The 19,960-nt window shown below is 54.2% G+C and carries 15 protein-coding genes; 6 read left to right on the plus strand and 9 right to left on the minus strand.

Annotated elements, in window-relative coordinates; all coding sequences use genetic code 11:
* Position 1: 1 nt before the first annotated feature.
* Together G7064_RS07150 and G7064_RS07155 are read left to right on the plus strand one after the other, a co-directional pair.
* The gene (locus G7064_RS07150) at positions 2-1,354 is read left to right on the plus strand and encodes an S-adenosylmethionine:tRNA ribosyltransferase-isomerase (protein WP_240935797.1); all 1,353 of its coding nucleotides are present in this window, start codon (positions 2-4) and stop codon (positions 1,352-1,354) included.
* A 103-nt stretch (positions 1,355-1,457) separates the two neighbouring features.
* Positions 1,458-1,787 (plus strand): hypothetical protein, encoded by a 330-nt coding sequence (locus tag G7064_RS07155; RefSeq protein ID WP_133271959.1) that lies wholly within the window; start codon positions 1,458-1,460, stop codon positions 1,785-1,787.
* A gap of 79 nt (positions 1,788-1,866) precedes the next feature.
* On the opposite strand, the gene G7064_RS07160 is transcribed toward G7064_RS07155, so the two are convergent.
* Positions 1,867-4,479 carry a M14 family metallopeptidase gene (locus G7064_RS07160; RefSeq protein ID WP_240935799.1) on the minus strand — a complete coding sequence of 871 codons (2,613 nt, stop codon included), beginning with the start codon at positions 4,477-4,479 and terminating at the stop codon, positions 1,867-1,869.
* 210 nt (positions 4,480-4,689) lie between these two features.
* Between G7064_RS07160 and G7064_RS07165 the strand changes: the two genes are divergently transcribed.
* Both G7064_RS07165 and G7064_RS07170 read left to right on the plus strand, forming a co-directional pair.
* On the plus strand, positions 4,690-6,588 hold the full coding sequence (locus G7064_RS07165; protein WP_166073052.1) for a CocE/NonD family hydrolase: 1,899 nt from the start codon (positions 4,690-4,692) through the stop codon (positions 6,586-6,588).
* A gap of 43 nt (positions 6,589-6,631) precedes the next feature.
* A complete protein-coding gene (locus G7064_RS07170) occupies positions 6,632-7,084 on the plus strand; it encodes a DUF2721 domain-containing protein (RefSeq protein ID WP_166073053.1) in 453 nt (150 codons plus the stop codon).
* A gap of 79 nt (positions 7,085-7,163) precedes the next feature.
* Here G7064_RS07170 and G7064_RS07175 read toward each other — a convergent pair whose 3' ends face one another.
* The 4 genes from G7064_RS07175 to G7064_RS07190 all read right to left on the minus strand — a co-directional run bounded on the left by G7064_RS07175 (position 7,164) and on the right by G7064_RS07190 (position 11,750).
* Positions 7,164-9,449, minus strand: coding sequence for a xanthine dehydrogenase family protein molybdopterin-binding subunit (locus G7064_RS07175; RefSeq protein WP_166073054.1), 2,286 nt, complete (start codon positions 9,447-9,449; stop codon positions 7,164-7,166).
* Positions 9,450-9,504: 55 nt separating this feature from the next.
* Positions 9,505-10,494 carry an FAD binding domain-containing protein gene (locus G7064_RS07180; RefSeq protein WP_166073055.1) on the minus strand — a complete coding sequence of 330 codons (990 nt, stop codon included), beginning with the start codon at positions 10,492-10,494 and terminating at the stop codon, positions 9,505-9,507.
* Entirely contained in the window at positions 10,491-11,126 is a 636-nt protein-coding gene (locus tag G7064_RS07185) for a (2Fe-2S)-binding protein (RefSeq protein WP_166073056.1), read from the minus strand. The genes G7064_RS07180 and G7064_RS07185 overlap by 4 nt, the downstream gene beginning before the upstream one ends.
* A 360-nt stretch (positions 11,127-11,486) precedes the next feature.
* On the minus strand, positions 11,487-11,750 hold the full coding sequence (locus tag G7064_RS07190; protein ID WP_133271955.1) for a hypothetical protein: 264 nt from the start codon (positions 11,748-11,750) through the stop codon (positions 11,487-11,489).
* Between the two features lie 224 nt (positions 11,751-11,974).
* On the opposite strand from G7064_RS07190, the gene G7064_RS07195 reads away from it, so the two are divergent.
* Together G7064_RS07195 and G7064_RS07200 are read left to right on the plus strand one after the other, a co-directional pair.
* A complete protein-coding gene (locus G7064_RS07195) occupies positions 11,975-12,457 on the plus strand; it encodes a hypothetical protein (RefSeq protein WP_166073058.1) in 483 nt (160 codons plus the stop codon).
* Between the two features lie 125 nt (positions 12,458-12,582).
* On the plus strand, positions 12,583-13,491 hold the full coding sequence (locus tag G7064_RS07200; protein WP_166073059.1) for a prohibitin family protein: 909 nt from the start codon (positions 12,583-12,585) through the stop codon (positions 13,489-13,491).
* Between the two features lie 69 nt (positions 13,492-13,560).
* Here the strand turns inward: G7064_RS07200 and G7064_RS07205 are convergent, their stop codons facing one another.
* The 4 genes from G7064_RS07205 to G7064_RS07220 form a co-directional block, all read right to left on the minus strand.
* Positions 13,561-14,976, minus strand: coding sequence for a RagB/SusD family nutrient uptake outer membrane protein (locus G7064_RS07205; protein WP_166073060.1), 1,416 nt, complete (start codon positions 14,974-14,976; stop codon positions 13,561-13,563).
* A gap of 19 nt (positions 14,977-14,995) precedes the next feature.
* The gene (locus G7064_RS07210) at positions 14,996-17,974 is read right to left on the minus strand and encodes a SusC/RagA family TonB-linked outer membrane protein (RefSeq protein ID WP_166073061.1); all 2,979 of its coding nucleotides are present in this window, start codon (positions 17,972-17,974) and stop codon (positions 14,996-14,998) included.
* Between the two features lie 591 nt (positions 17,975-18,565).
* Entirely contained in the window at positions 18,566-19,510 is a 945-nt protein-coding gene (locus G7064_RS07215) for an N-acetylornithine carbamoyltransferase (RefSeq protein ID WP_166073062.1), read from the minus strand.
* A 46-nt stretch (positions 19,511-19,556) separates the two neighbouring features.
* Positions 19,557-19,790 carry a hypothetical protein gene (locus G7064_RS07220; RefSeq protein WP_166073063.1) on the minus strand — a complete coding sequence of 78 codons (234 nt, stop codon included), beginning with the start codon at positions 19,788-19,790 and terminating at the stop codon, positions 19,557-19,559.
* Between the last annotated feature and the right edge of the window lie 170 nt (positions 19,791-19,960).

A 19,960-nucleotide genomic window follows, 5' to 3' on the forward strand; every position in this document is an offset into this window, starting at 1 on the left:
TGTGAGCTTAGAGAACAAGCCGCCCCAACGTAGCGCATTAGCACTTCTGTTGGGGCGGCTGACTTTTGCGCCCACCGCCGACGGCCTGCTTACCTTTGCCGCCATGTCTGCCTACTCCGATCCTCGTCAGCTTTCTATTCAGGATTTTACTTACGATTTGCCCCCTGGCCGCATCGCGCCGGAGCCCTTGCCCAACCGCGACCAATCACGGCTGCTGGTGTATCGTGGGGGGCAAATTTCCGATCAACGCTTCCACGACTTACCCTCACAATTGCCCCCTGGCGCCCTCTTAGTCTTCAACGACACGAAAGTGGTACGGGCGCGGCTGTTTTGCCAAAAACCTACGGGCGGCATCGTAGAGTTATTTTGCCTGGAGCCCGTAGCGCCCCACCGGGCGGTGGAGCCGGCCATGCAGCAAACCGGCAGTTGCATCTGGAAATGCTTGGTCGGCAATGGCAAACGTTGGAAAAGTGGCCCCGTACAGCTGGCTTTTACGGCCGGTAAGCAATCGGCTATGCTTACGGCCGAGCGCGTGGAGGCCGCCGAAGGCTATTCGCTTATACAGTTTAGTTGGGAGCCAGCCGCGTTGCCTTTCGCAGAAGTATTGCGCTACGCCGGACATCTGCCCCTGCCGCCCTACCTCAACCGGGAGGACACTGATGTGGACGCCGTGCGCTACCAGACGGTATATGCGGCGAACGAGGGCGCTGTAGCCGCTCCGACGGCCGGCCTGCACTTCTCCGACTCTGTTCTATCCGACCTGACTGCGCGCGGCTTTCAAACGGCGCGCGTAACGCTGCATGTGGGCGCAGGTACCTTTCAACCGGTGAAGGCAGAGCTAATGGCCGGCCACGCCATGCACGGCGAGCATTTTGTGGTAGAAGCAGCCGTGCTCAGGCAGTTGCTGTCACATGCGCCTCAACCTATTATAGCGGTGGGTACTACCAGTTTGCGCACACTAGAAAGCATGTATTGGCTGGGCGCGAAGCTGGCTAATCAATCGGCCGACGCGTCAGCTACTGAGTTGCACGTTGCGCAGTGGCAGCCTTATGAGGAAGCAACCGCCGTTTCTTTCGCGGAGGCGTTAGAAAAGCTGCTTCAGCATCTGGAAAGCACGGGTACCTCCTTTCTGCGGGCTACCACCCAATTGCTTATTGCGCCGGGCTATCAGTTTCGGGTAGTAAATGGCTTGGTAACTAACTTCCATCAACCAGAAAGTACGCTTTTGCTACTTGTAGCGGCACTTATCGGCCCCGATTGGCGGCAAGTTTACGACCACGCATTAGCGCACAACTATCGGTTTTTGAGCTACGGTGACAGCTCATTGCTGCTGCCACCGGAGCCCAAGTTGTAGCTCAACCGAAAGAAAGAGGAAAATAGGACAGCCTTATTTGCAGGCCTGCCGTATAAGGCCCCGTAAGACACAGTTGTCTTCTCCCTCAACTATTAAATTCGTTATGAAAAAGGCTCTTTTGCTGTTCTTCGCAACAGCTTTCTCTACCGCTGCCTTCGCGCAGACTACTACCACTACTACTGGCAACGAAGCTACCGGCAACACCACCAAAACGGAAGTTGACGTGCGTGACAATGGTACCGTAAAGTCAGAAACCACTACCCGCACCGGCCGCACCGAAGTTGGTCAGAAGCGTTACAACACGACTCAGGACGTAAAGCGCGCTGGCAAAAAAACTGGCAAAGCCGTTGAGAAAGGCGCCAAGAAAACCGGCAAAGCCGTGAAGAAAGGCGCTAACAAAGTCGGCAACAAAGTAGAAGACGTTGTTGATTAGTCTTATTTAATTTTTGTGCATTAAAAAGCCCCCCAGAACTTCTGGGGGCTTTTTTGTGTATCAATTAGTAGCTTTTAGACTATTGGCCAACAAAAAACAAGGCATTGCCAAATAGCAGCTTGCCTCCCTGCCAAAACCCACGAAACAGTGGATTATCGGCTAAGTAAACCACTTGGCCTCGGCCCATTTCCTGAGTACCCAGCACGAATGTATCGGTAAGCTTCTGGCGGGCCCGACGCCCCGTGAAGCCCGCTGCGGAGCCATCTTTTTTGAGAATACCCACGTTCCAGCCACCATCGCCCAAAAAGCGGTAGTTCAGCGTATCGCGCACCAACGCGTAGTAGGTGGAGCCGTAGCCGAAGGCCAGCGGGTGGGTATTATCGAGTTGCACCCGGTACACGCTGCCCTGCACGCGCTCCTCTATTTGCCGGCGCTCGGCATCGGCGTAGCGCCGTAGGGGCGCGTACGGAGCCGCTTTTTTAGCAGCAGCGGTGTCGGTTGGCTTCGTTTTCAGCAGAAAATCTTTGCGGTTGGCGAGATAAGCGGCGGCACCTTCCATCGCAATGAGCTTGCCGCCGGCTCGCACCCAGACTTTCAGATTTTCGAGGCTCTTTTCAGGATAGATGTCGGCGTAGTTGCCATCAGGCAAAATGAGCACGTCAAACTTTTGCAGCGGAATGCTACTCAGGTAGTCCGTGCCTATTACAGTAACGGGGTAGCCAATTTGCTGTTCAAAGAAGTGCCAGATTTCACCAAACGCGGTTGGCGAAATACCTTCACCCGCCACCAGGCCCACCGTGGGCTGCTTCACGTAGCGCACCGAGTTAGACCCAAAATCAGCCCCCGTAGTAGAGAAGCCCGAGCGTACGGCTTGCACCATCACCCCCATCGAGTCGGCTTGCGCGCGCACAATTTGGTCGAAGCGCGGCCCCATATTTTCGTTGCCGGTGCGGGTAATCACCAGTGTACCCGCCTGATACTTTTGCCCTTCCGCTTCAAAAGGCAGTTCCGCTACCCGCACTTTCACCTTTTTCTGCAACAGCTGACTTAGGAAACGAAGATCCTGGATGTTGGTCCAGCGCGCCACGTAGGCGTATGGAGTTCCAGTAGTCGCTGCGTTGCGAACTGGTGTTGCTGGAGTTTTGGCAGTCGACGGCTCGCTGCCCTTTAGCTGCTCTTTCAGCGCGTAGGCCTGCAAACCGTAGGCATAGGGCAAAGCCCAGGCGGTGATGTCGTAAGTCAAGGAATCCTCCAGCGCTGGTTTGGGCTCGAACAGCACTTTCACCAGCGTTGACTTGGGCTGGTACATGCTTATCACGAGGTCGCGGGGTTGAATTTCCACCGATTCGTTTTTGCCGCTGGCAAAGTTGAAGCCCTTCGTGCGCATTTTACGCGGCGCATAGCCATAGCTAATCTGCTGGCGTTCGAGGTATTTGCGGAGGGTTTCTAACTGGCCAGGGTCGTTGGAGGCGGCCAGCACGTACGTTTTATAGTCACCGCCGGGCTTGGTGCGAGCAGTAGTGTAGTACTTCTCAAACTCCCGCACCAACGGGTCGTGGCGCTCGGCCGTGGCTTGGATAGTAGCCAAGCTGGCGGCATGATGGTGCGAAATCCGCTGACCGAGCGTGAGGGTGTCGCCATCAGATTTCAGGATCTGGACTCCGGCCCGGCCCGAGCCGCCTTGCTCATAGGTCATACCTATAGCGCCATTGAACGACGGATACGTGTCGCCGTAGCTAGGGTAGAACAGGTCGTAGGTTTCGCGGGTGAAGTAGAGCCAGTTGTTTTGGTCGAACACCTTGCGGTTGTACTCGCCAATTGTATTCTGAAACTCCCGCTGAAAAGGCGTGATGTCGGCGTGAAAAGGCTTAGCCGCGGGCGAAAAGTAATACGGGTTATCTACGCCCATCTCGTGAAAGTCGGCGTGCACTTGGGGCAGCCACTGACTATACAATGCCACCCGCTGCTGGCTTTCTTGCTGCGTTTGCCAAGCCCAGTCGCGGTTCAAATCGAAGTAATAGTGGTTAAAACGCCCCCCAGGCCAAGGCTCGTGGTGCTCCCAGGCATAAGGCGAAGCATTCGGCGTGCGGTTGCGCACGCGGTTGTACCACTGCGCATACCGCTCTCGTCCGTCGGGGTTCACGCACGGATCTAAGAGTACCACTGTGTTCTGTAGCCACTGTTGCGTCTGCTGGTTTTGGGGGTTGGCCAGGTCGTAAAGCACTTGCATCATGGCCTCCGACGACACGGCTTCGTTACCGTGAATATTATAGCTCAGCCACACGATGGCTGGGTCAGAGGCCTTCGCTGCACCGCTTTCCAAGCCAGCTCGCCGCAGATTGTTGCGCCGAATTTCGTCCAAGCGGCTCAGATTTTCGGGCGAAGCGATTTGCACAACTTCCAATGGCCGATTTTCATAAGTCCGACCGTAGGGCTGCAAGCGCATCCGACCGCCGGAGTTCTGCACCACGTGGTCGACGTAGCGCAGCAGCTCCGAGTGGGGCGTAAAATTGCCCCCCAGCGGATAGCCCAGAAACTGGGAAGGCGTAAGCAGAGTGCCCGCGGCTGGAGCAGGCGAAGTCGTTTGGGCCTGGGTTGAAGTCAGGCTCCAAAACGGTAGCAGCAACAGTAAAAGCAGGTTTTGGAAGGAGCCAGCGCAGAAATGAGGCCGCCAGGTAGCAGGTTTCATCATAGAGTAGAAATGACCAGCCAGCGCTGGAATAAAAAAAAGGACACGTAACACAACGTCTAGCACCACTCGGCCCGACGGCTCAACTCTTAGGCAGAGCCAAACCTAGCGCGCTACTTTCAAGGCAAGGTACTATTCCGCTGGTAGCAGTGCGCGAATCTCTGTTACTTTCGTCGTATTCTTTCTGCCGACTGTCCACTTTTTCCTCCGCCGATGAAGCTACCGTTATTTTTTCGCCTACTGACTACCGCCGTGCTGCTCACCAGCACCACCGCATACGGTCAGAAAATCAATGCTGACTCGGTGTACGTGCGCCAGCATTACACCAAAACGGAGCAGCTAGTACCCATGCGTGACGGCCACAAGCTGCACACTATCATCTATGCTCCCACCGATGCGGCCACCAAGCGCTACCCGGTGCTCATGAACCGCACGCCGTACTCGGCCGGCCCTTATGGCCCCGACACGTATAAAACAGCGCTGGGCCCATCGCCCACGATGATGCGTGAGGGCTACATTTTCGTGTATCAGGACGTGCGGGGGGCTTATATGTCGGAGGGTGAGTTTGTGAACATGCGCCCAGCCAAGGATAAACCACGCGGTAAACAGGACATTGACGAAGGCACTGACACGTTCGATACTATTGAGTGGCTGGTCAAAAAAGGCCCCCGCAACAATGGTCGCGTAGGTCAGTGGGGCATTTCGTATCCGGGCTTCTACACGTCGGTGGGCCTCACTAGCCGTCACCCGGCGCTCAAAGCCTCTTCCCCGCAGGCGCCTATTGCGGACTGGTTTTGGGACGACTTTCACCACAACGGCGCTTTCTTCCTGCCCCACGCATTTAACTTCCTGGCTAGCTTCGGTCAGCCTCGCCCCCAGCCCACGCCCAACCGCAACCCCTCGTTCCAGCACGGCACCCCCGATGGCTACGACTTTTTCCTGCGTTTGGGTCCGCTCAAAAATGCCAATGAGCGCTATTTCAAGAATAATGTCGCCTTCTGGAACGACCTGATGGCGCACCCCAACTACGATGAGTTCTGGCAAGCACGCAATCTGCGCCCGCATCTGAAAGACCTGAACCCAAAAACGGCCGTGCTCACTGTAGGCGGCTTCAATGATGCTGAAAACCTCTTTGGTGCGCTGCAAACTTATAAAACCATCGAAAACCAGAACCCTAAACTTTCCAATCGCATCGTGATGGGGCCGTGGGTACACGGTGGCTGGGCGCGGGGCACTGGCGAAATGGTGGGTAATGTGGCCTACGGTGCATCGCCGTCGCTCTTCTATCAGGATAGCATTGAGGCGCCATTTTTTCGCGCGCATCTAAAGGCCGAGAAGCCAACTGACCCGAAATTGCCCGAAGCCTACATCTTCGAGAGTGGCACCAACCGCTGGCGCACCTTCGATGCCTGGCCACCCAAACAGGCGCAGGAGCGCACCTTATTTTTCCAGCCTGGGGGGCAAATTTCATTCAACAAACCTACCACTACTGCACCTGGGGGGCTTTTTGACGAATACCTCAGCGACCCTGCCAAGCCTGTGCCCTTCACCGAAGCTACCGCCACCGGCATGACGCGCGAGTACATGACCGACGACCAGCGTTTCGCCAGCCGCCGCCCTGATGTGCTCACCTACCAAACCGACGTACTTACGGAAGATCTGACTCTTGCTGGCCCCATCCAAGCCCTTTTGCAAGTAGCCACCACCGGCACCGATGCTGATTGGATTGTCAAAATCATCGACGTTTATCCCAACGACACGCCCGACAATCCACGTAATTTACCCAATGTCAAACTTGCTGGCTACCAGCAATTAGTGCGCTCTGAGGTAATGCGTGGCCGTTTTCGTGAGAGCTTTTCTCAACCAAAAGCCTTCACGCCCAACCAGGTGACTGCGGTTCCCTTTGCCCTGCAGGACTTGTGCCACACCTTCCGCAAAGGCCATCGCCTGATGGTGCAGGTGCAAAGCTCTTGGTTTCCGCTCGTTGACCGTAATCCGCAGACCTTCGTCCCCAATATTTACGAAGCAAAGGAGGAAGATTTTCAGAAAGCCACGCACCGTCTCTATCATTCGCCCGAGCACGCTTCGCAACTCGTGGTGAAGGTGTTGTAGGACAGCTAGCGCCACTACCAGATATCTGCTCTGACTTTTTGCTATGGAAATCACGCTTACCACACCGGCTTTACTCTTTCCGGCCTTATCGCTACTGCTGTTGGCTTACACCAACCGCTTTATGGCGCTGGCCAACCGCGTGCGCACCCTCAAATCGCAGTATCAGACCACGCATAGCTCTCATCTGATGCTTCAGATTCAGAACCTGCGCCAGCGTCTCGTGATTGTGCGCAATATGCAGGCGGTGGGTATTGCCAGTATGTTTGGCTGCGTGCTGTGTATGTTTCTATTGTTTGCGGGCTTCGTGCAGGCTGGTCAGTTCATATTTGGCGCGAGTTTGCTGGCATTGCTGGTGTCGTTGGCAATGTCGCTACGCGAAATCCAGATTTCTGGTGATGCACTTAATATCGAGCTCAACGATATGGAAAACGACGAGGAGCGACGCCGTGAAGCTGCCAACCTCTCCCCGCTGCAAAACCCTGACGAAACAGAGTAGGTCAGGCTTTCAAGCTGCTATAAAAAGCCTCCAGAACTGCTTCTAGGGGGCTTTTTTGTATAACTAAAATGTACGCTGATTAGGAGTTGACGCCAGCGCCCAGAATCTTATCCGGCGTGATAGGCAGGTCGCGCACTCGCTTGCCCGTGGCATGGAATACCGCGTTGGCTACGGCAGCAGCCACGCCTACCATGGAAATTTCGCCAATGCCCTTCACGCCCATTGCGTTAATATAAGGGTCGTGTTCCTCTATAAACTCGACCTGCATATCCGGAATATCAGCGTTTACGGGTATATGATAATCGGCGAGCGTAGCATTGGTGTAGCGGGCCGATTGGTCGTCGCGATGTGTACTTTCCATCAAAGCAGAGCCAATACCGAAAATACTGCCGCCTATAATCTGGCTCCGTGCTGTTTTGGCGTTGAGAATGCGGCCGGCCGCGTGCACACTCACCCACCGCGACACGCGCACCGTGCCTAACTCTGGATCAACGCGCACCTCGCAAAAATGGGCTCCGAAAGAGTGCATGGAGTGTCCGGCAGTATCATCTTTATGACCCGAGTCGGCGGGACTAGCTGCCATCCCCGATTCGTAGCCGGCGCCGTACTTACCATTGCCTGTACCTTCGATGTCTGTTAGCTCAATGCGCTTCATCAGGGCAGCGAAGTCTTCGCCCTTGGTCGTATCCTTTTTGAGCACTAAACGGCCTTTTTCATTTATCACGTCTTCCGGCTTAGCCCGAAACAGCGGCGACCTTTTATCCTGAATAGCCAGCTTGGTCAGCTTTTGCCACACATCCTGCGCCGCCATATAAATCGACGAGGACACCGTGCCTGCCGCCACTGAGCCACCCGAATTTGGGGCTGTCGGCAGACGCGTATCGCCCAGCTCAAACCGGATCTTATCAACCGGCAAGCCCAGCGAATCGGCGGCTACCTGCGTCATCACGGTATAGGTGCCGGTGCCGAGGTCGGTAGCGCCGCTCTGCACTACGGCGTGGCCATCGGCGTAAAGACGCACGCGGGCCGTACCCTGGGAGTTATGCACCGGGTAGCTAGCCGTGGCCATGCCCATGCCTATCAAGTAGCGGCCGTCGCGGGTAACGCCGTTTTTCGCATTGCGCTTACTCCAGCCAAACAGCTCGGCACCACGGGCGTAGCACTGCTTCAGCGACTTACTCGACCACGGCTTACCGTTTGTCGGGTCCTTATCGGCATAGTTAAGCAGCCGAATCTGGATAGGGTCGATGCCTAGCTGATAAGCCAGATCATCCATGGAGCACTCGATGGCAAACGAACCGGGCGCCTCGCCTGGTGCGCGGGTAAACGTGGAGGTCATCACATTGGCGCGGGCCAACTGATACGTTGCCTCAAAGTTGGGGCACGCATACAGCAAATTGATAATTCGACTGTTGGGCTCCGCGTAGTTATCCCAAGGCGACGTGGTTGACGTTTTCTCGTGAATCAGTGCCGTGAGCTTGCCCTCCTTCGTGGCCCCCAGCGTCAGGGTTTGGGTCTGGTCTTCCCGATGCCCCATGGAAGTAAACATCTGCGGACGCGTTAGTACCAGCTTTACCGGCCGACCCACGGCTTTGGCCGCTTGCACCGTGAGCGGCGTATGCGGCCAGCAGGAGCCTTTGCAGCCAAAACCGCCGCCAATGTACTTGGTCACCACCCGCACCTGCTCCCGCGGTAGGCCCAGCATCTGCGACAGCGCTGTTTGGGTGCGCGTTACCCCTTGCGTTGATTCATAAACGGTCAGCCGGTCAGCAGCTTCCCAATGGGCCGTCGTCGAGCCCGGCTCCATCGGATTGTGGTGGTTAATAGCGTGGTTGTAAGTGGCTTTTAGCTGCACAGCAGAAGCTGCCAGCGCCGCCTGTGGATTGCCCCGACGGGTGTGGCCAGGAGTCTTGCCATCCTGTACTTTCAACGGGTCAAATATTTCTGCTTTCGGATCGAGGAAAGAAGAAATAGTGGGCGCCGTTTGGTAGCTGACGCGCACCAGCGAGGCCGCGTGTGTAGCTCGCTCAAAGGTATCAGCCACGATGAGCGCCACCGGCTGACCGGCATAGTGAATCTCATCGCCAGTAAGTGGCATGAAGCCCATAGGTGCGCCAATGGCCTTTTTGCCCTCCGGCGTGTTCGGCGTCTGAGCTAGTTTCGGCAGATTCAGGTGGGTGAGCACCGCTATTACACCCGGCTCTTTGGCCGCCGCCGTGGTATCGATGCTCGTGATTTTACCTTTGGCGATGTCACTGGTCTTGAGCACGCCGTAAGTGAGGCCGGGCAGCGGGAATTCAGCTGAGTAGCGTGCTTTGCCCGTCACTTTGTCGCGGCCATCTACCCGGTCGAGGGGTTGGCCCACGCTGCCCCCGCACCGGGCGACTCAAAGAAATTTGGTTCGTTCATGTCTGCGGGAGTTAAGCTTTAGCAGTGAGGTCAAGCAGGGCACGCACAAGAGTATTTTTGGCCAGCTCCACCTTGTATTGGTTGTGTTCGCGGGGCTGCGCGCCCTGTAAAGCCGCGGCTGCGGCCGCCCGGAACGTAGCTTCCGTGGCCGGAGCGCCCGTCAGTATTTTCTCTGCTTCGGGGGAGCGCCAAGGTTGGGCTCCAACTCCGCCCAACGCTACACGGGCCGAGCGAATTTGCCCCCCTTGCACATCCAGACCCACGGCCGCCGAAGCCAGCGCATAAGCGTAGGAAGCCCGTTCCCGCACTTTCAGGTAAGTAGAGCGGCGGGCATGCGCCGCGGTGGGCACCGTTACGGCTACAATCAACTCACCGGGCTCCAGCACGTTTTCCTTGTGTGGCGTAGCGCCCGGCAGCAGATAGAAGTTGGTGAGCGGTACCCGGCGCTGCTTGCCCTTGGCATTTTCCAGCGTCAGCACCGCATCGAGCGCTATTAGAGCTACGGCAAGGTCTCCGGGGTTGCTATTGGCTATGCAGCTGTCGCTGACCCCCAGAATGGCTAAGTTGTGGTTGTCGCCTTTTTGGGCCGGACAGCCGGAGCCAGGGTTGCGCTTGTTGCACGGAAAAGCCACGTCGCGGAAGTATCCACAACGGGTGCGCTGCAACAAATTGCCCCCTATACTAGCCATGTTGCGCAATTGGGGCGAGGCGGCCAGCAGCAGCGACTCCGAAATAGCCGGATATTGCTCCACCACTAATTTGCTCTCCCCCACGTCGCTCATACGCTCTAAAGCGCCGATGCGCAGACCGTCACTAGTTTGCTCAATGCCTTTAAAAGGCAGCATATTAATATCAACGAGCTGCGAATGCTGCTCGATGTTGGTTTTCATCAGGTCTAGCAACGTGGTGCCACCGGCGATGAAAGCCGCTTGCTTGTCTTCGCGCAGAATGGCGGTGGCGCCCTTGACCTTCCCGACCTGCTGATAGGCGAAATTGTTCATGCTTTGCCGCCTCCTTTCTGTTGTACTTCGCGTACTGCCGCCACGATATTCGGGTAAGCGCCACAACGGCACAGGTTGCCGCTCATCCACTCGCGGGTTTGAGCATCCGTGGTAGCGTGGCCTTCATTAACGCAGGCTACCCCCGACATAATCTGGCCAGAGGTGCAGTACCCGCACTGGAAACCATCATGCTTGATAAAAGCGGCCTGCATGGGGTGCAAATCGTCGCCTTTGGCTAGGCCTTCGATGGTCGTAATTTCTTTGCCTTGGTTCATTACCGCCAAAGTCAGGCAGGAGTTGATGCGGCGACCATCCACGAGCACAGTGCAAGCCCCACACTGGCCGAGGTCGCAGCCTTTTTTAGAGCCGGTCAGGTCGAGGTATTCGCGTAGGGCATCGAGCAGAGTCACGCGGGGCTCCGCGCGCAGCGTGCGCACGGTACCGTTCACCTTCAGTTGCATTTCGGATACGCCCTGCACTTTCTTGGAAAGAGCCGTGAGGCGCTCAGCTTGACTAATGAAGGGCGGCGCTAGAGCTAGGCCCAAAATGCCCCCCGCCTGCTTCATAAAGCTGCGCCTCGAGCCATCGTCCGGTGCCGCGCCGGACTGGTCGGGTAAAGAATCGTTTGTCATGGAAAGGACAGTGTTTTATAGGACGGGAGAGGCAATCCGTGGTGTGGCTGCCCGTAAGCACTTACAGGAGGTGTAACAAGGCCGGAGCAGCCTGGTTATTTGGAACAATACCAAATTGAATAATCAGTAATCAACAGATTAACAATAGCCTATATCTATTTTCCCCGCTGGGGCCACACAACAATTTGCCTACGGTTCTCTTTGGCTAATGTTCAGCTAAAGCCATCCTTTACAGGCTGGTTTTAGTATGATTCAGGCTCGCAATAAAAGGGTTATAGTACTCTTTTTAACAGCAGAAAGCCACAGAATGACGAGCTATAATGGCCCTCACGCTGTGGCTTTCTGGTCACTTACTCTGGGTTACTCCTGCGGAATCTCAGCGGCCACGACAGCCGACGGGCCTTTCTCCCGAATTTCGTAGAGTACACTTTCGGCCACACCGCGGCCAAATACGCAGAGCCCGGCGTTAAACACGCCTAGTGCTACTGTTCCGGCAGCTACCCACTCGCCAGTCGGCACCTGTTTGCGCTGCAAAGCGGTAGCCCATTGAATCAGGCAGGTTCCGAAACCAATAATCATGAGCCCGGAAGGGGCAAATAGCAGCCATTTTTTCTTATGTGTCATCAGTGGTAGGGTTAAAATAATAGAGTTAGAATGAAGAAATCGTGCTCCGGCCCCTAGCCTTCTGAATGGCAGGCTGGGGTGAGGTGACGACTGAAAAACGTCCGCGTCTTTTCTTCAATCGTACCTTTCGCCCTTTAGGTTACGTCTTTAACGGCCGGGGGGCTTTTTCGAGTCCAACTCAAGTCTGCCTCAACTCCCCTTTGTTTCCACATTTTACTACCACCATGAGTGCTCTCCGCTACGAACAACTGTTGCGCGCTGCCTTCCGCACCGACGCCGACGCGGCTTACTACCTCACTGAGCCCGATACGGCCGCGTATGCCACTTTTGAGCACGCCACCCGCGCCGATGTGCCTTTTCGGTTCGAGCGTGTGCGCTTGGGCGTGGCCATGTCCTTGCTGAAGCTGCTCACCGACCTGGGCGACCACGAAGAAAGTCGCCGGGTGCTCGATGTGCTGCACCGCGCGCTAAGTGCCCGCTCCGTGGCCGACATCGACAACGTCATTACCCGCGACGCCAAACTGTTTGAGCGCCTTTACACCAACCTATACGTGAACGACGAGGGCGAGCAGATTTTGCAGCTTTTCGAGCGCACCCTCGATGCCGATACCAAGGAGATGATGGATGCTGTTATTGAAGAAGCGCTGGAATTGGCGCAGGAAATCGACTTCGACGCCCTGCACGATGACGACGATGAGGATGAGTAGCTAGAATAGGCAAATCGTGGTCCTTTCGCTTCCAAACTCGCCAGCAAAAGCTTATCTTTTGGTAGCGGCTGAGGGGCAGTTTGCGCCGACGTCACCGTGTCCTGTTCCACCCAACTCGCTCGGCTATGACCCTGGTTTTCGTTGGCCTCGTGCTACTTATTGTCGGGTACAATGCGAGTAAGATATCGTATTCCGTTCATCGGTTTCGCAGTTTGCTGCTGTTCGCCGGGTTGACACTGGTGGCGCTGGGCTTGGCGGTGAGTACCGTAGTGCAGATTGAGGCCGGGCAGGTAGGCGTTCAGACCTTGTTTGGCAAGGTGCAACCGCGCATTCTTACCAGTGGCCTGAATGTGGTGAACCCTTTAGTAAATGTGACCAAGTTTGACACGCGCACTCAGAACTACACCATGTCGGTGCAGCGCGAGGAAGGCCAGCGCGCCGGCGACGATGCCATTCAGGTGCTCACGGCCGACGGGCTGGAAGTTGTCATCGACCTGACGGTGCTGTACCGCGTGGTACCCGCCCGCACACCGCATATTCTCTCTACCATCGGCCCCAACTACCAAGATGCCATTGTGCGGCCAGTTACGCGTACCCGCATCCGCGACAATGCCGTGTATTACGATGCTGTAGCGCTTTACTCCACCCGCCGCGACGAATTTCAAAACCGCATCTACAACACCATCAACCATGACTTCCAGCAGCGTGGCCTTCAGCTGGAGCAGCTTCTGATTCGCAATATCCAACTCCCCGCCCCCGTCAAGCGCAGCATTGAAAGCAAGATTTCGGCCGAGCAGGAAGCCCAAAAAATGCAGTTCGTATTGCAGAAAGAGCGTCAGGAAGCCGAGCGAAAACGCCTTGAAGCCCAAGGCATCGCCGACTATCAGAAAATTATCAGCGCCGAGCTCAGCGACCGGCTATTGCGGTACGAAACTATCAAGGCCAACCAGGCTATTGCCACTTCGGCCAATAGCAAGGTCATCATCATGGGCAATAGCCAAAATGCCCCCCAAGTATTGCTGACGGATAAATAGTTACTAAGTATCACAAAAAAGCCCCCCAGAATTCTCTGGGGGGCTTTTTAATGCATTATGTCTTGCAGACTAATATCCAGGATTCTGTATTAAGCCAGGACTTACGTTTATCTCACGTAGTGGAATTGGCAACACCAATCTGTCGCTTGTAATTGGAACTTCAGAGGCTGGGCTAGAACCGGCTGCAGGAACAAAAATATTGGTTCCGGTACGCTTCAAGTCATGCAGCCGGAAGCCTTCGAATGCCAACTCCAGTTGCCGCTCCCGCAGAATAGTAGCCAACGACAACACAGGAGCCGTAAGCGGAGTGGCGCCCGAGCGGGTCCGAACACGGTTTATATCCACCAGGGCAGCCGGAATATCACCAGCTCTGAAGGCCGCTTCTGCCCGAATCAAATACATTTCAGCCAAACGAATAAGCGGAATGTTCTGGCCAAATGCTATCCATTTGCCTGTACGCAGTTGCCCAGCGGCCCGGTTAGTACCAGTGCCTTCGTAGAGCAGGGAAGCAGTTCCCCGAGCGTCATTTGCTCCGTAGAGGTTAGCAAAGGCAGCCAGTACCCGCACATCGCCCCGACCTTGCTGACCGATGCTGGAAAACAAAGTAGCCAGACCCGCATTCGCCGTACCGGCGTTATTCTGGTCGTTTTGCTGAATCTCCAGTAACGTTTCAGACGTGTTACGACCCGTAAATACCGAAGAAAGCGTTGGGGCCAGTGTCTTACCGCTATTCCGGATAACATCATCTGCCAGAATGCGAGCCTGCGCGAAGTTGCTTTGCTGCAAATACACGCGAGCCAGGAGAGCCTTAGCAGTGAAGGTGGTAGCCCGGGTGGGGTTTTCTTCAGGCAGTAAAGCAATAGCTGAGGTCAGGTCAGCAACAACCTGAGTATACACCTGCGCTACAGTAGCCCGCTGCTGTGTGGCAGAGGCTTGCTGTAAGGTTTTCACGGGTATCAGGTTGATGGGCACTCCCAGTTGTGCGTTAGCTCCACCTGGCTCATACTGCTTGCCATACAGGCGTACCAGTTCGAAGTAGAGCATAGCCCGCACAAAGCGCGCTTCTCCTTCATACTGGCTCTTCAACTCAGGCGTAGTGACTACCGGCAGCGCATCAATAATGATGTTTGCGGTGTTGATAGCCTCGTACGCATCACGCCAAGTGGTTTCAGCCGTGGAGTTTGATGAGTTTGTGGTTCTAAGAACGAATTGCCGATAGTTGGCAAAACTGCCCTGAAACTGGATGTAGTTGTCAGCAGCTGCTATCTCTGGCACCAAGATAAGGTCGGTACCATACAGCGTTGGGCCACCCAATTGGGCATACATCCCAACTACCGCGCTTCCTACATTCGCTTCGTTAGCAAGCGCCGTAGTGGCATCTATCGATTGGGAAGGATCAATATCGAGTTTGTCATCGCATGAGCTAAGACCCAGGCTCAAGCCCAGAGCCAGCAAAGCGGCAGACCGAAAAAATATCGTTTTCATCAGAAGTTACGTCAGAATATTAAAAGCCTAAATTGATACCTACCAGGAAGGTTTTGGCCAACGGCGGGGTGTAAAAGTCAACACCCAGCACGTAGTTGCCTTGGCCAAACGCGGCAGTATTCACTTCCGGATCATAGCCATCATAGTTGGTAATGGTGGCTAAGTTCTGGGCCTGTACATACAAGCGGGCAGTTTGCAAAAACCCTAGCTTGGCTACCGAAGAAGGCAGCGTATAACCGAAGGTTACGTTTTTCACCCGCAGGAATGAGCCTTTTGTTACCCAACGCGAAGAAGCCTGTGTTCCATTCGCGTCACCAAAGCGGGCTTGGGGAACATCGGTAATATCACCTGGGTTCTGCCAACGGTCTAATTGGTCGATCGTCTGGTTGTCGAAGTAGTCACCGTTGACGGATTGGTAGATACCAGCTGAGTTGTAGATGTCGTTGCCGTATACAAACTGACCCAGGACGCTCAGATCAAAGCCTTTAAACGAAAAGGTGTTGGTGATACCGCCCGTGTAGTCAGGGTTTGGGTTACCAACTACTTGCAGAGGCGATTCGGTAATATCATTGGTAGTAGAGCCATCCTCGGCGTAGTATAAGGCATCACCGTTAGCAGGATCTACGCCCGCGTACTTACGGCCCCAGAAAACACCAATTGGCTCACCTTCACGCACGCTAGCCAGCTGACCGCTCTGAATAGGGGCCGTCAGTTCCGTGATTTCGTTGCGGTTGAAGGAAATATTGAAGTTGGTGTTCCACTTGAACTCCTTATCGAAGTTGCGCGTGTTCAAGGAAATTTCCAGACCGCGGTTCTCTAGCTTTCCAACGTTTTCGGTTACGGTGCTATAGCCGTTTACATAAAGCAACTGGCGGCCTAGCAGCAAATCATCGGTGTTTTTCTGATAAACGTCAATTTCACCAGAAATACGGTTGTCGAGGAAACCGAACTCTAAGCCGATGTCCGTTTGAGCCGTACTTTCCCACGATAGATCAGGGTTGCCAACAACGGTGCTCGGGCGGATACCAGCCTGGTCGGCGTAGGGCAGAGCTGTGAACAAGCCGCGGGAGAGGAAGTTGCCAATCTCCGCATTACCAGTCAAGCCGTAGCTGGCCCGCAGCTTCAGGAAATTAACGATGGAATTGTCTTGCAGGAAGCCTTCTTCCGAAATTACCCAGCCCACTGAGCCAGCGCCGAATGTGCCATACTGATTGTTGGCACCGAAGCGTGACGAGCCATCGCGACGAACACTACCGGACAGCAAGTATTTGCCTTGGTAGGCATAGTTAACGCGCCCGAAGAACGAAACAAACGAGAACTCGTCCCGCGAAGAACTTGAGCCACCCGTCTTGATAGCGGCGCTGGCAATTCTGGTAAACTCATCGTTTGGGAAGCCCCGTCCTTCCGCAGAAGTTTGCTTAAGATCGGAGCGCTGGAAGGAGAATCCAGCTAAGGCTTCAATCGTATTGGCTTCGTTCAGCGTCAGCAGATAGTTAGCTGTATTGTTGGTTGTGTAGTTCAACACCTGCGTTTGGCTGCTAAAGCCTTCCCCGGTGTTACCGCCGCTCGATGTACCTGCCGGAGCATATATGTCTTCGTTCAGGTTCAGGAAGTCAGCGCCGGCTTCAGTGCGGATAGTCAGGTTCTTGATTGGATTGAACGACAGATAAGCGTTGCTGAAGGAGCGATAAGTACCAGCTCTGTTGGTTACCCGCGATATATCGACCAAGTTGTTGGTGTAAAGAGTCCGCTGGTTCAGCTCACCCGTTTCGGGGTCAATCTTGGGTTGAAGCGGCGGTAATGCGTTCAACTGCACTGGATTGGTGAAGGCGTTGTCATTCGGGATACGATCGTTTACCGAGCGAGTCAACGACAAGTTCAAGCCTACCTTTACCTTCTCTGTGATCGAGTGATCCAGGTTGATGCGGGCGCTGCCCCGACGGAAACGGTTGCCGATGATAACACCAGTCTGATCGTTATAGGTCGTGCTCAAGTAAAAACGGGTTTTGGCATCACCTCCACTTACGTTGGCATCATACTGCGATACTTTACCAGTGCGGAAAGCCTCTTCACTCCAATTCTGGTCAACATCAGTGTTAAGATCCATTCCGAAATCGGCGAAAACTGCTTCTAAGTCCTCCTGCTCAGTAATACCAATGTTGCCAAGAGATTCTGTGAACAGCTCTTTGTACTGGGCAGCATTCAGGAACTTCTGCCTTCTGGTGGTTTCGCTGGTACCTACGTAATAGCCAACATTCACCTTCGTTTGGCCCTGGCGGCCGCTTTTGGTAGTTACGAGCACCACACCATTCGAAGCCCGCGAGCCGTAGATGGCAGCCGAAGCAGCATCTTTCAGAATAGTGATTGACTCAATGTCATTGGGGTTCAAGTCAGCCAACGGGTTCAGAGGCTCAACATCAGTGCCTACGTCCTGTGATGTTACGGGAATGCCGTCAATCACATACAAAGGCTGGTTAGACGCCGTTACCGACGAGGCTCCCCGTACCCGGATTTGAACGCCGGCTCCGAGTTTACCGGAGGTCTGGTTGATGGTAACACCGGGCGTACGGCCCTGAATAGCTTGCTCAAAGCTTACTACCGGCACGTTTTCCACGTCTTTGCTGCTGAGCTGCGTTACGGAGCCGGTCACTTCTGATTTGGACTGGCTGCCATAACCCACTACTACGGCTTCATTGAGTACCGTTTCATTGGTAGCCAAGCGCACATTAATTTCTGATTGGTTGCCTATTGAAATAGTTTGGGTGTTGTAGCCGATTGAGCTGACAACCAAAAAAGCATTAGGCTGCACAGTGAGCGAGAAAGCGCCATCAGCGCTCGTACTGACGCCATTGGTGGTGCCGCGCTCCAGCACCGTTACGCCGGGCAGGCCTGACCCGTCAGCGTCGGTTACCCGACCGGTCACCGTCCGGGTTTGAGCCCACGCGGTTGTCACCAGCAGCAAGCACCAGACAAGAGAGAGTAAAAATTTTTGTTTCATTTAGGGGTTGGCTTTAGGCCTAGTTAGAGTGAAAGATTACCGATTTGCCAAACCGGCAGTGTGCATGTGAAAGAGTAAAAAAGTGAAAAAATGTTATTACCATTTTTTGCCAGGGCAAGTAGGCATCAGCGTATGTGGCGCTTAAATTAAAGAATAAATGCTTTTTCTTTCCTGTTAGATGCAACAGCCGTCGCCTTAGAAAGCATCAATTCTTGTTTTCGGCCATTTGACACCTACTTCTCTGATCACTGAATCAGGCTCGTCCCTTCTATTTCAACCCCTCTGAATAAACAGCCTCAAGCCCAACAGCTCCAGATAGGTGAGTTTAAAAGCCCCATTTGTCATCCAATCGACTTATCCAACGGCTGCACTGGCTTTGTATAAAGTTACTCAATCCTGGTATTATTTTAACTATTTAATGAAAATCGCAAGTAATATGCTGTACTCTTACTTGTTGTGCTTGGTCTAGGTCGTCGTCTACTAAGTAATCATATAGATGATTATGAACAACTTTTTTGGTAAGCACCTACATAAAAAAGCCCCCATAACTACTCTGGGGGGCTTTTTTGTGTATAGTTCAGCAGTGAGTGGCTACTTCAGTATCTCGTGTAGCACGGTTTGCATTGAGAACACGCGGTTGCCAGCTTCCTGAATTACCAACGAATTTGGCGAATCCAGAACAGCGTCTGACACTTCCACGTTGCGACGCACGGGCAGGCAGTGCAGAAACTTCGCATCGTGGGTGCCGGCCAGGTGCTCAGGCGTGATCATCCAGCTCGGGTCGTTGCTGATGACTTGGCCGTAATCGAGGTAGCTGCTCCAGTTCTTGGCCTGCACGAAGTCGGCGCCTTCTAGGGCCTTCTTCTGGTCATACTCGATGCGGGCACCTTTGGTAAACTGGGGGGCTAATTCGTAGCCTTCGGGGTGGGTGATGACGAAATCAACCCAATCGATTTCCGAGAACCAGTCGGCGAAGGAGTTGGGCACGCACTGGGGTAGAGCGCGCACGTGCGGAGCCCAGGTCAGGACCACTTTCACGCGCTCCTTCTGCTTGTGCTCGGCTACCGTAATTAGGTCGGCGAATGACTGGAGCGGGTGCAGCGTAGCGCTTTCCAGGCTGATAACGGGCACGGTAGCGTACTTCAGAATCTTATTGAAAACCTCTTCGCTGTAGTCGGCCTCGCGGTCCTTAAGCGTGGGGAAGGTTCGCACGCCCAGTACGTCGCAGTACTGGCTCATCACGGCAATGGCCTCCTTGATGTGCTCTTGAGTGCCGCCGTTCATCACCGCGCCATCGGCCATTTCCAGCGTCCAGGAATCGGCGCCGGCGTTGAGCACCCAGGCTTGCGCGCCGAGGTTATAGGCAGCTTTAATAGAGCTGAGGCGGGTGCGCAGGCTAGGATTGAAGAAGATCAGACCGACGGTTTTATTCTTGCCAATGTGCTGGTAGCCGTAAGGATTCGCCTTGATTTCCAGAGCTTGCTGCAACAGGGCTTTATAGTCGCCCGCATCGGCGAAGGAGGTGAAGTTTTTCATGTAAATTTTTGAGTATTCGTAAGCTGAATTTCTTCTGAGTGTTAGCTTATCGATTACTTAAAAGAGTGTATGATGTATCGCCTTTGCAATCAACGATTAAAGTATCTGTGATCGAATATTTATTGTCTGCATAAACACCATTAACAGTCACAAAAGCATTATCACATGCACCGTGGATTATTACGTGAAACTTCCTCTCTGTCTCAGTATCGCCAGAAAAATAAACCTGATATCCTTGTTCATCTCCTATGGCTTGCATTATCTCGGTATTGTCAATCAAGTCATTTTTGATAACTGACAAAAAGCTGGGCGTTTTGACGTAGACTATATATAATATTACTCCTATGCCAAAGGCAGTCACCAAAAAGATAAAAGCCCACGAAACCTTACTGTATAGGTTGCCTACCATTCATTCAATAATGCACCTGTGATTTTAAAGTTAAAAACCGT

This window comes from Hymenobacter sp. HDW8 (assembly GCF_011305775.1).
Classification (GTDB): domain Bacteria; phylum Bacteroidota; class Bacteroidia; order Cytophagales; family Hymenobacteraceae; genus Hymenobacter; species Hymenobacter radiodurans.

What these genes read in the sequence shown, in the direction of transcription:
- G7064_RS07170 (WP_166073053.1), top strand. Translation starts at nt 6,632, where the DNA reads ATGGAAATCACGCTTACCACACCGGCTTTACTCTTTCCGGCCTTATCG.
- G7064_RS07190 (WP_133271955.1), bottom strand. Translation starts at nt 11,750, where the DNA reads ATGACACATAAGAAAAAATGGCTGCTATTTGCCCCTTCCGGGCTCATG.
- G7064_RS07160 (WP_240935799.1), bottom strand. Translation starts at nt 4,479, where the DNA reads ATGATGAAACCTGCTACCTGGCGGCCTCATTTCTGCGCTGGCTCCTTC.
- G7064_RS07215 (WP_166073062.1), bottom strand. Translation starts at nt 19,510, where the DNA reads ATGAAAAACTTCACCTCCTTCGCCGATGCGGGCGACTATAAAGCCCTG.
- G7064_RS07180 (WP_166073055.1), bottom strand. Translation starts at nt 10,494, where the DNA reads ATGAACAATTTCGCCTATCAGCAGGTCGGGAAGGTCAAGGGCGCCACC.
- G7064_RS07155 (WP_133271959.1), top strand. Translation starts at nt 1,458, where the DNA reads ATGAAAAAGGCTCTTTTGCTGTTCTTCGCAACAGCTTTCTCTACCGCT.
- G7064_RS07165 (WP_166073052.1), top strand. Translation starts at nt 4,690, where the DNA reads ATGAAGCTACCGTTATTTTTTCGCCTACTGACTACCGCCGTGCTGCTC.
- G7064_RS07185 (WP_166073056.1), bottom strand. Translation starts at nt 11,126, where the DNA reads ATGACAAACGATTCTTTACCCGACCAGTCCGGCGCGGCACCGGACGAT.
- G7064_RS07210 (WP_166073061.1), bottom strand. Translation starts at nt 17,974, where the DNA reads ATGAAACAAAAATTTTTACTCTCTCTTGTCTGGTGCTTGCTGCTGGTG.
- G7064_RS07205 (WP_166073060.1), bottom strand. Translation starts at nt 14,976, where the DNA reads ATGAAAACGATATTTTTTCGGTCTGCCGCTTTGCTGGCTCTGGGCTTG.
- G7064_RS07200 (WP_166073059.1), top strand. Translation starts at nt 12,583, where the DNA reads ATGACCCTGGTTTTCGTTGGCCTCGTGCTACTTATTGTCGGGTACAAT.
- G7064_RS07195 (WP_166073058.1), top strand. Translation starts at nt 11,975, where the DNA reads ATGAGTGCTCTCCGCTACGAACAACTGTTGCGCGCTGCCTTCCGCACC.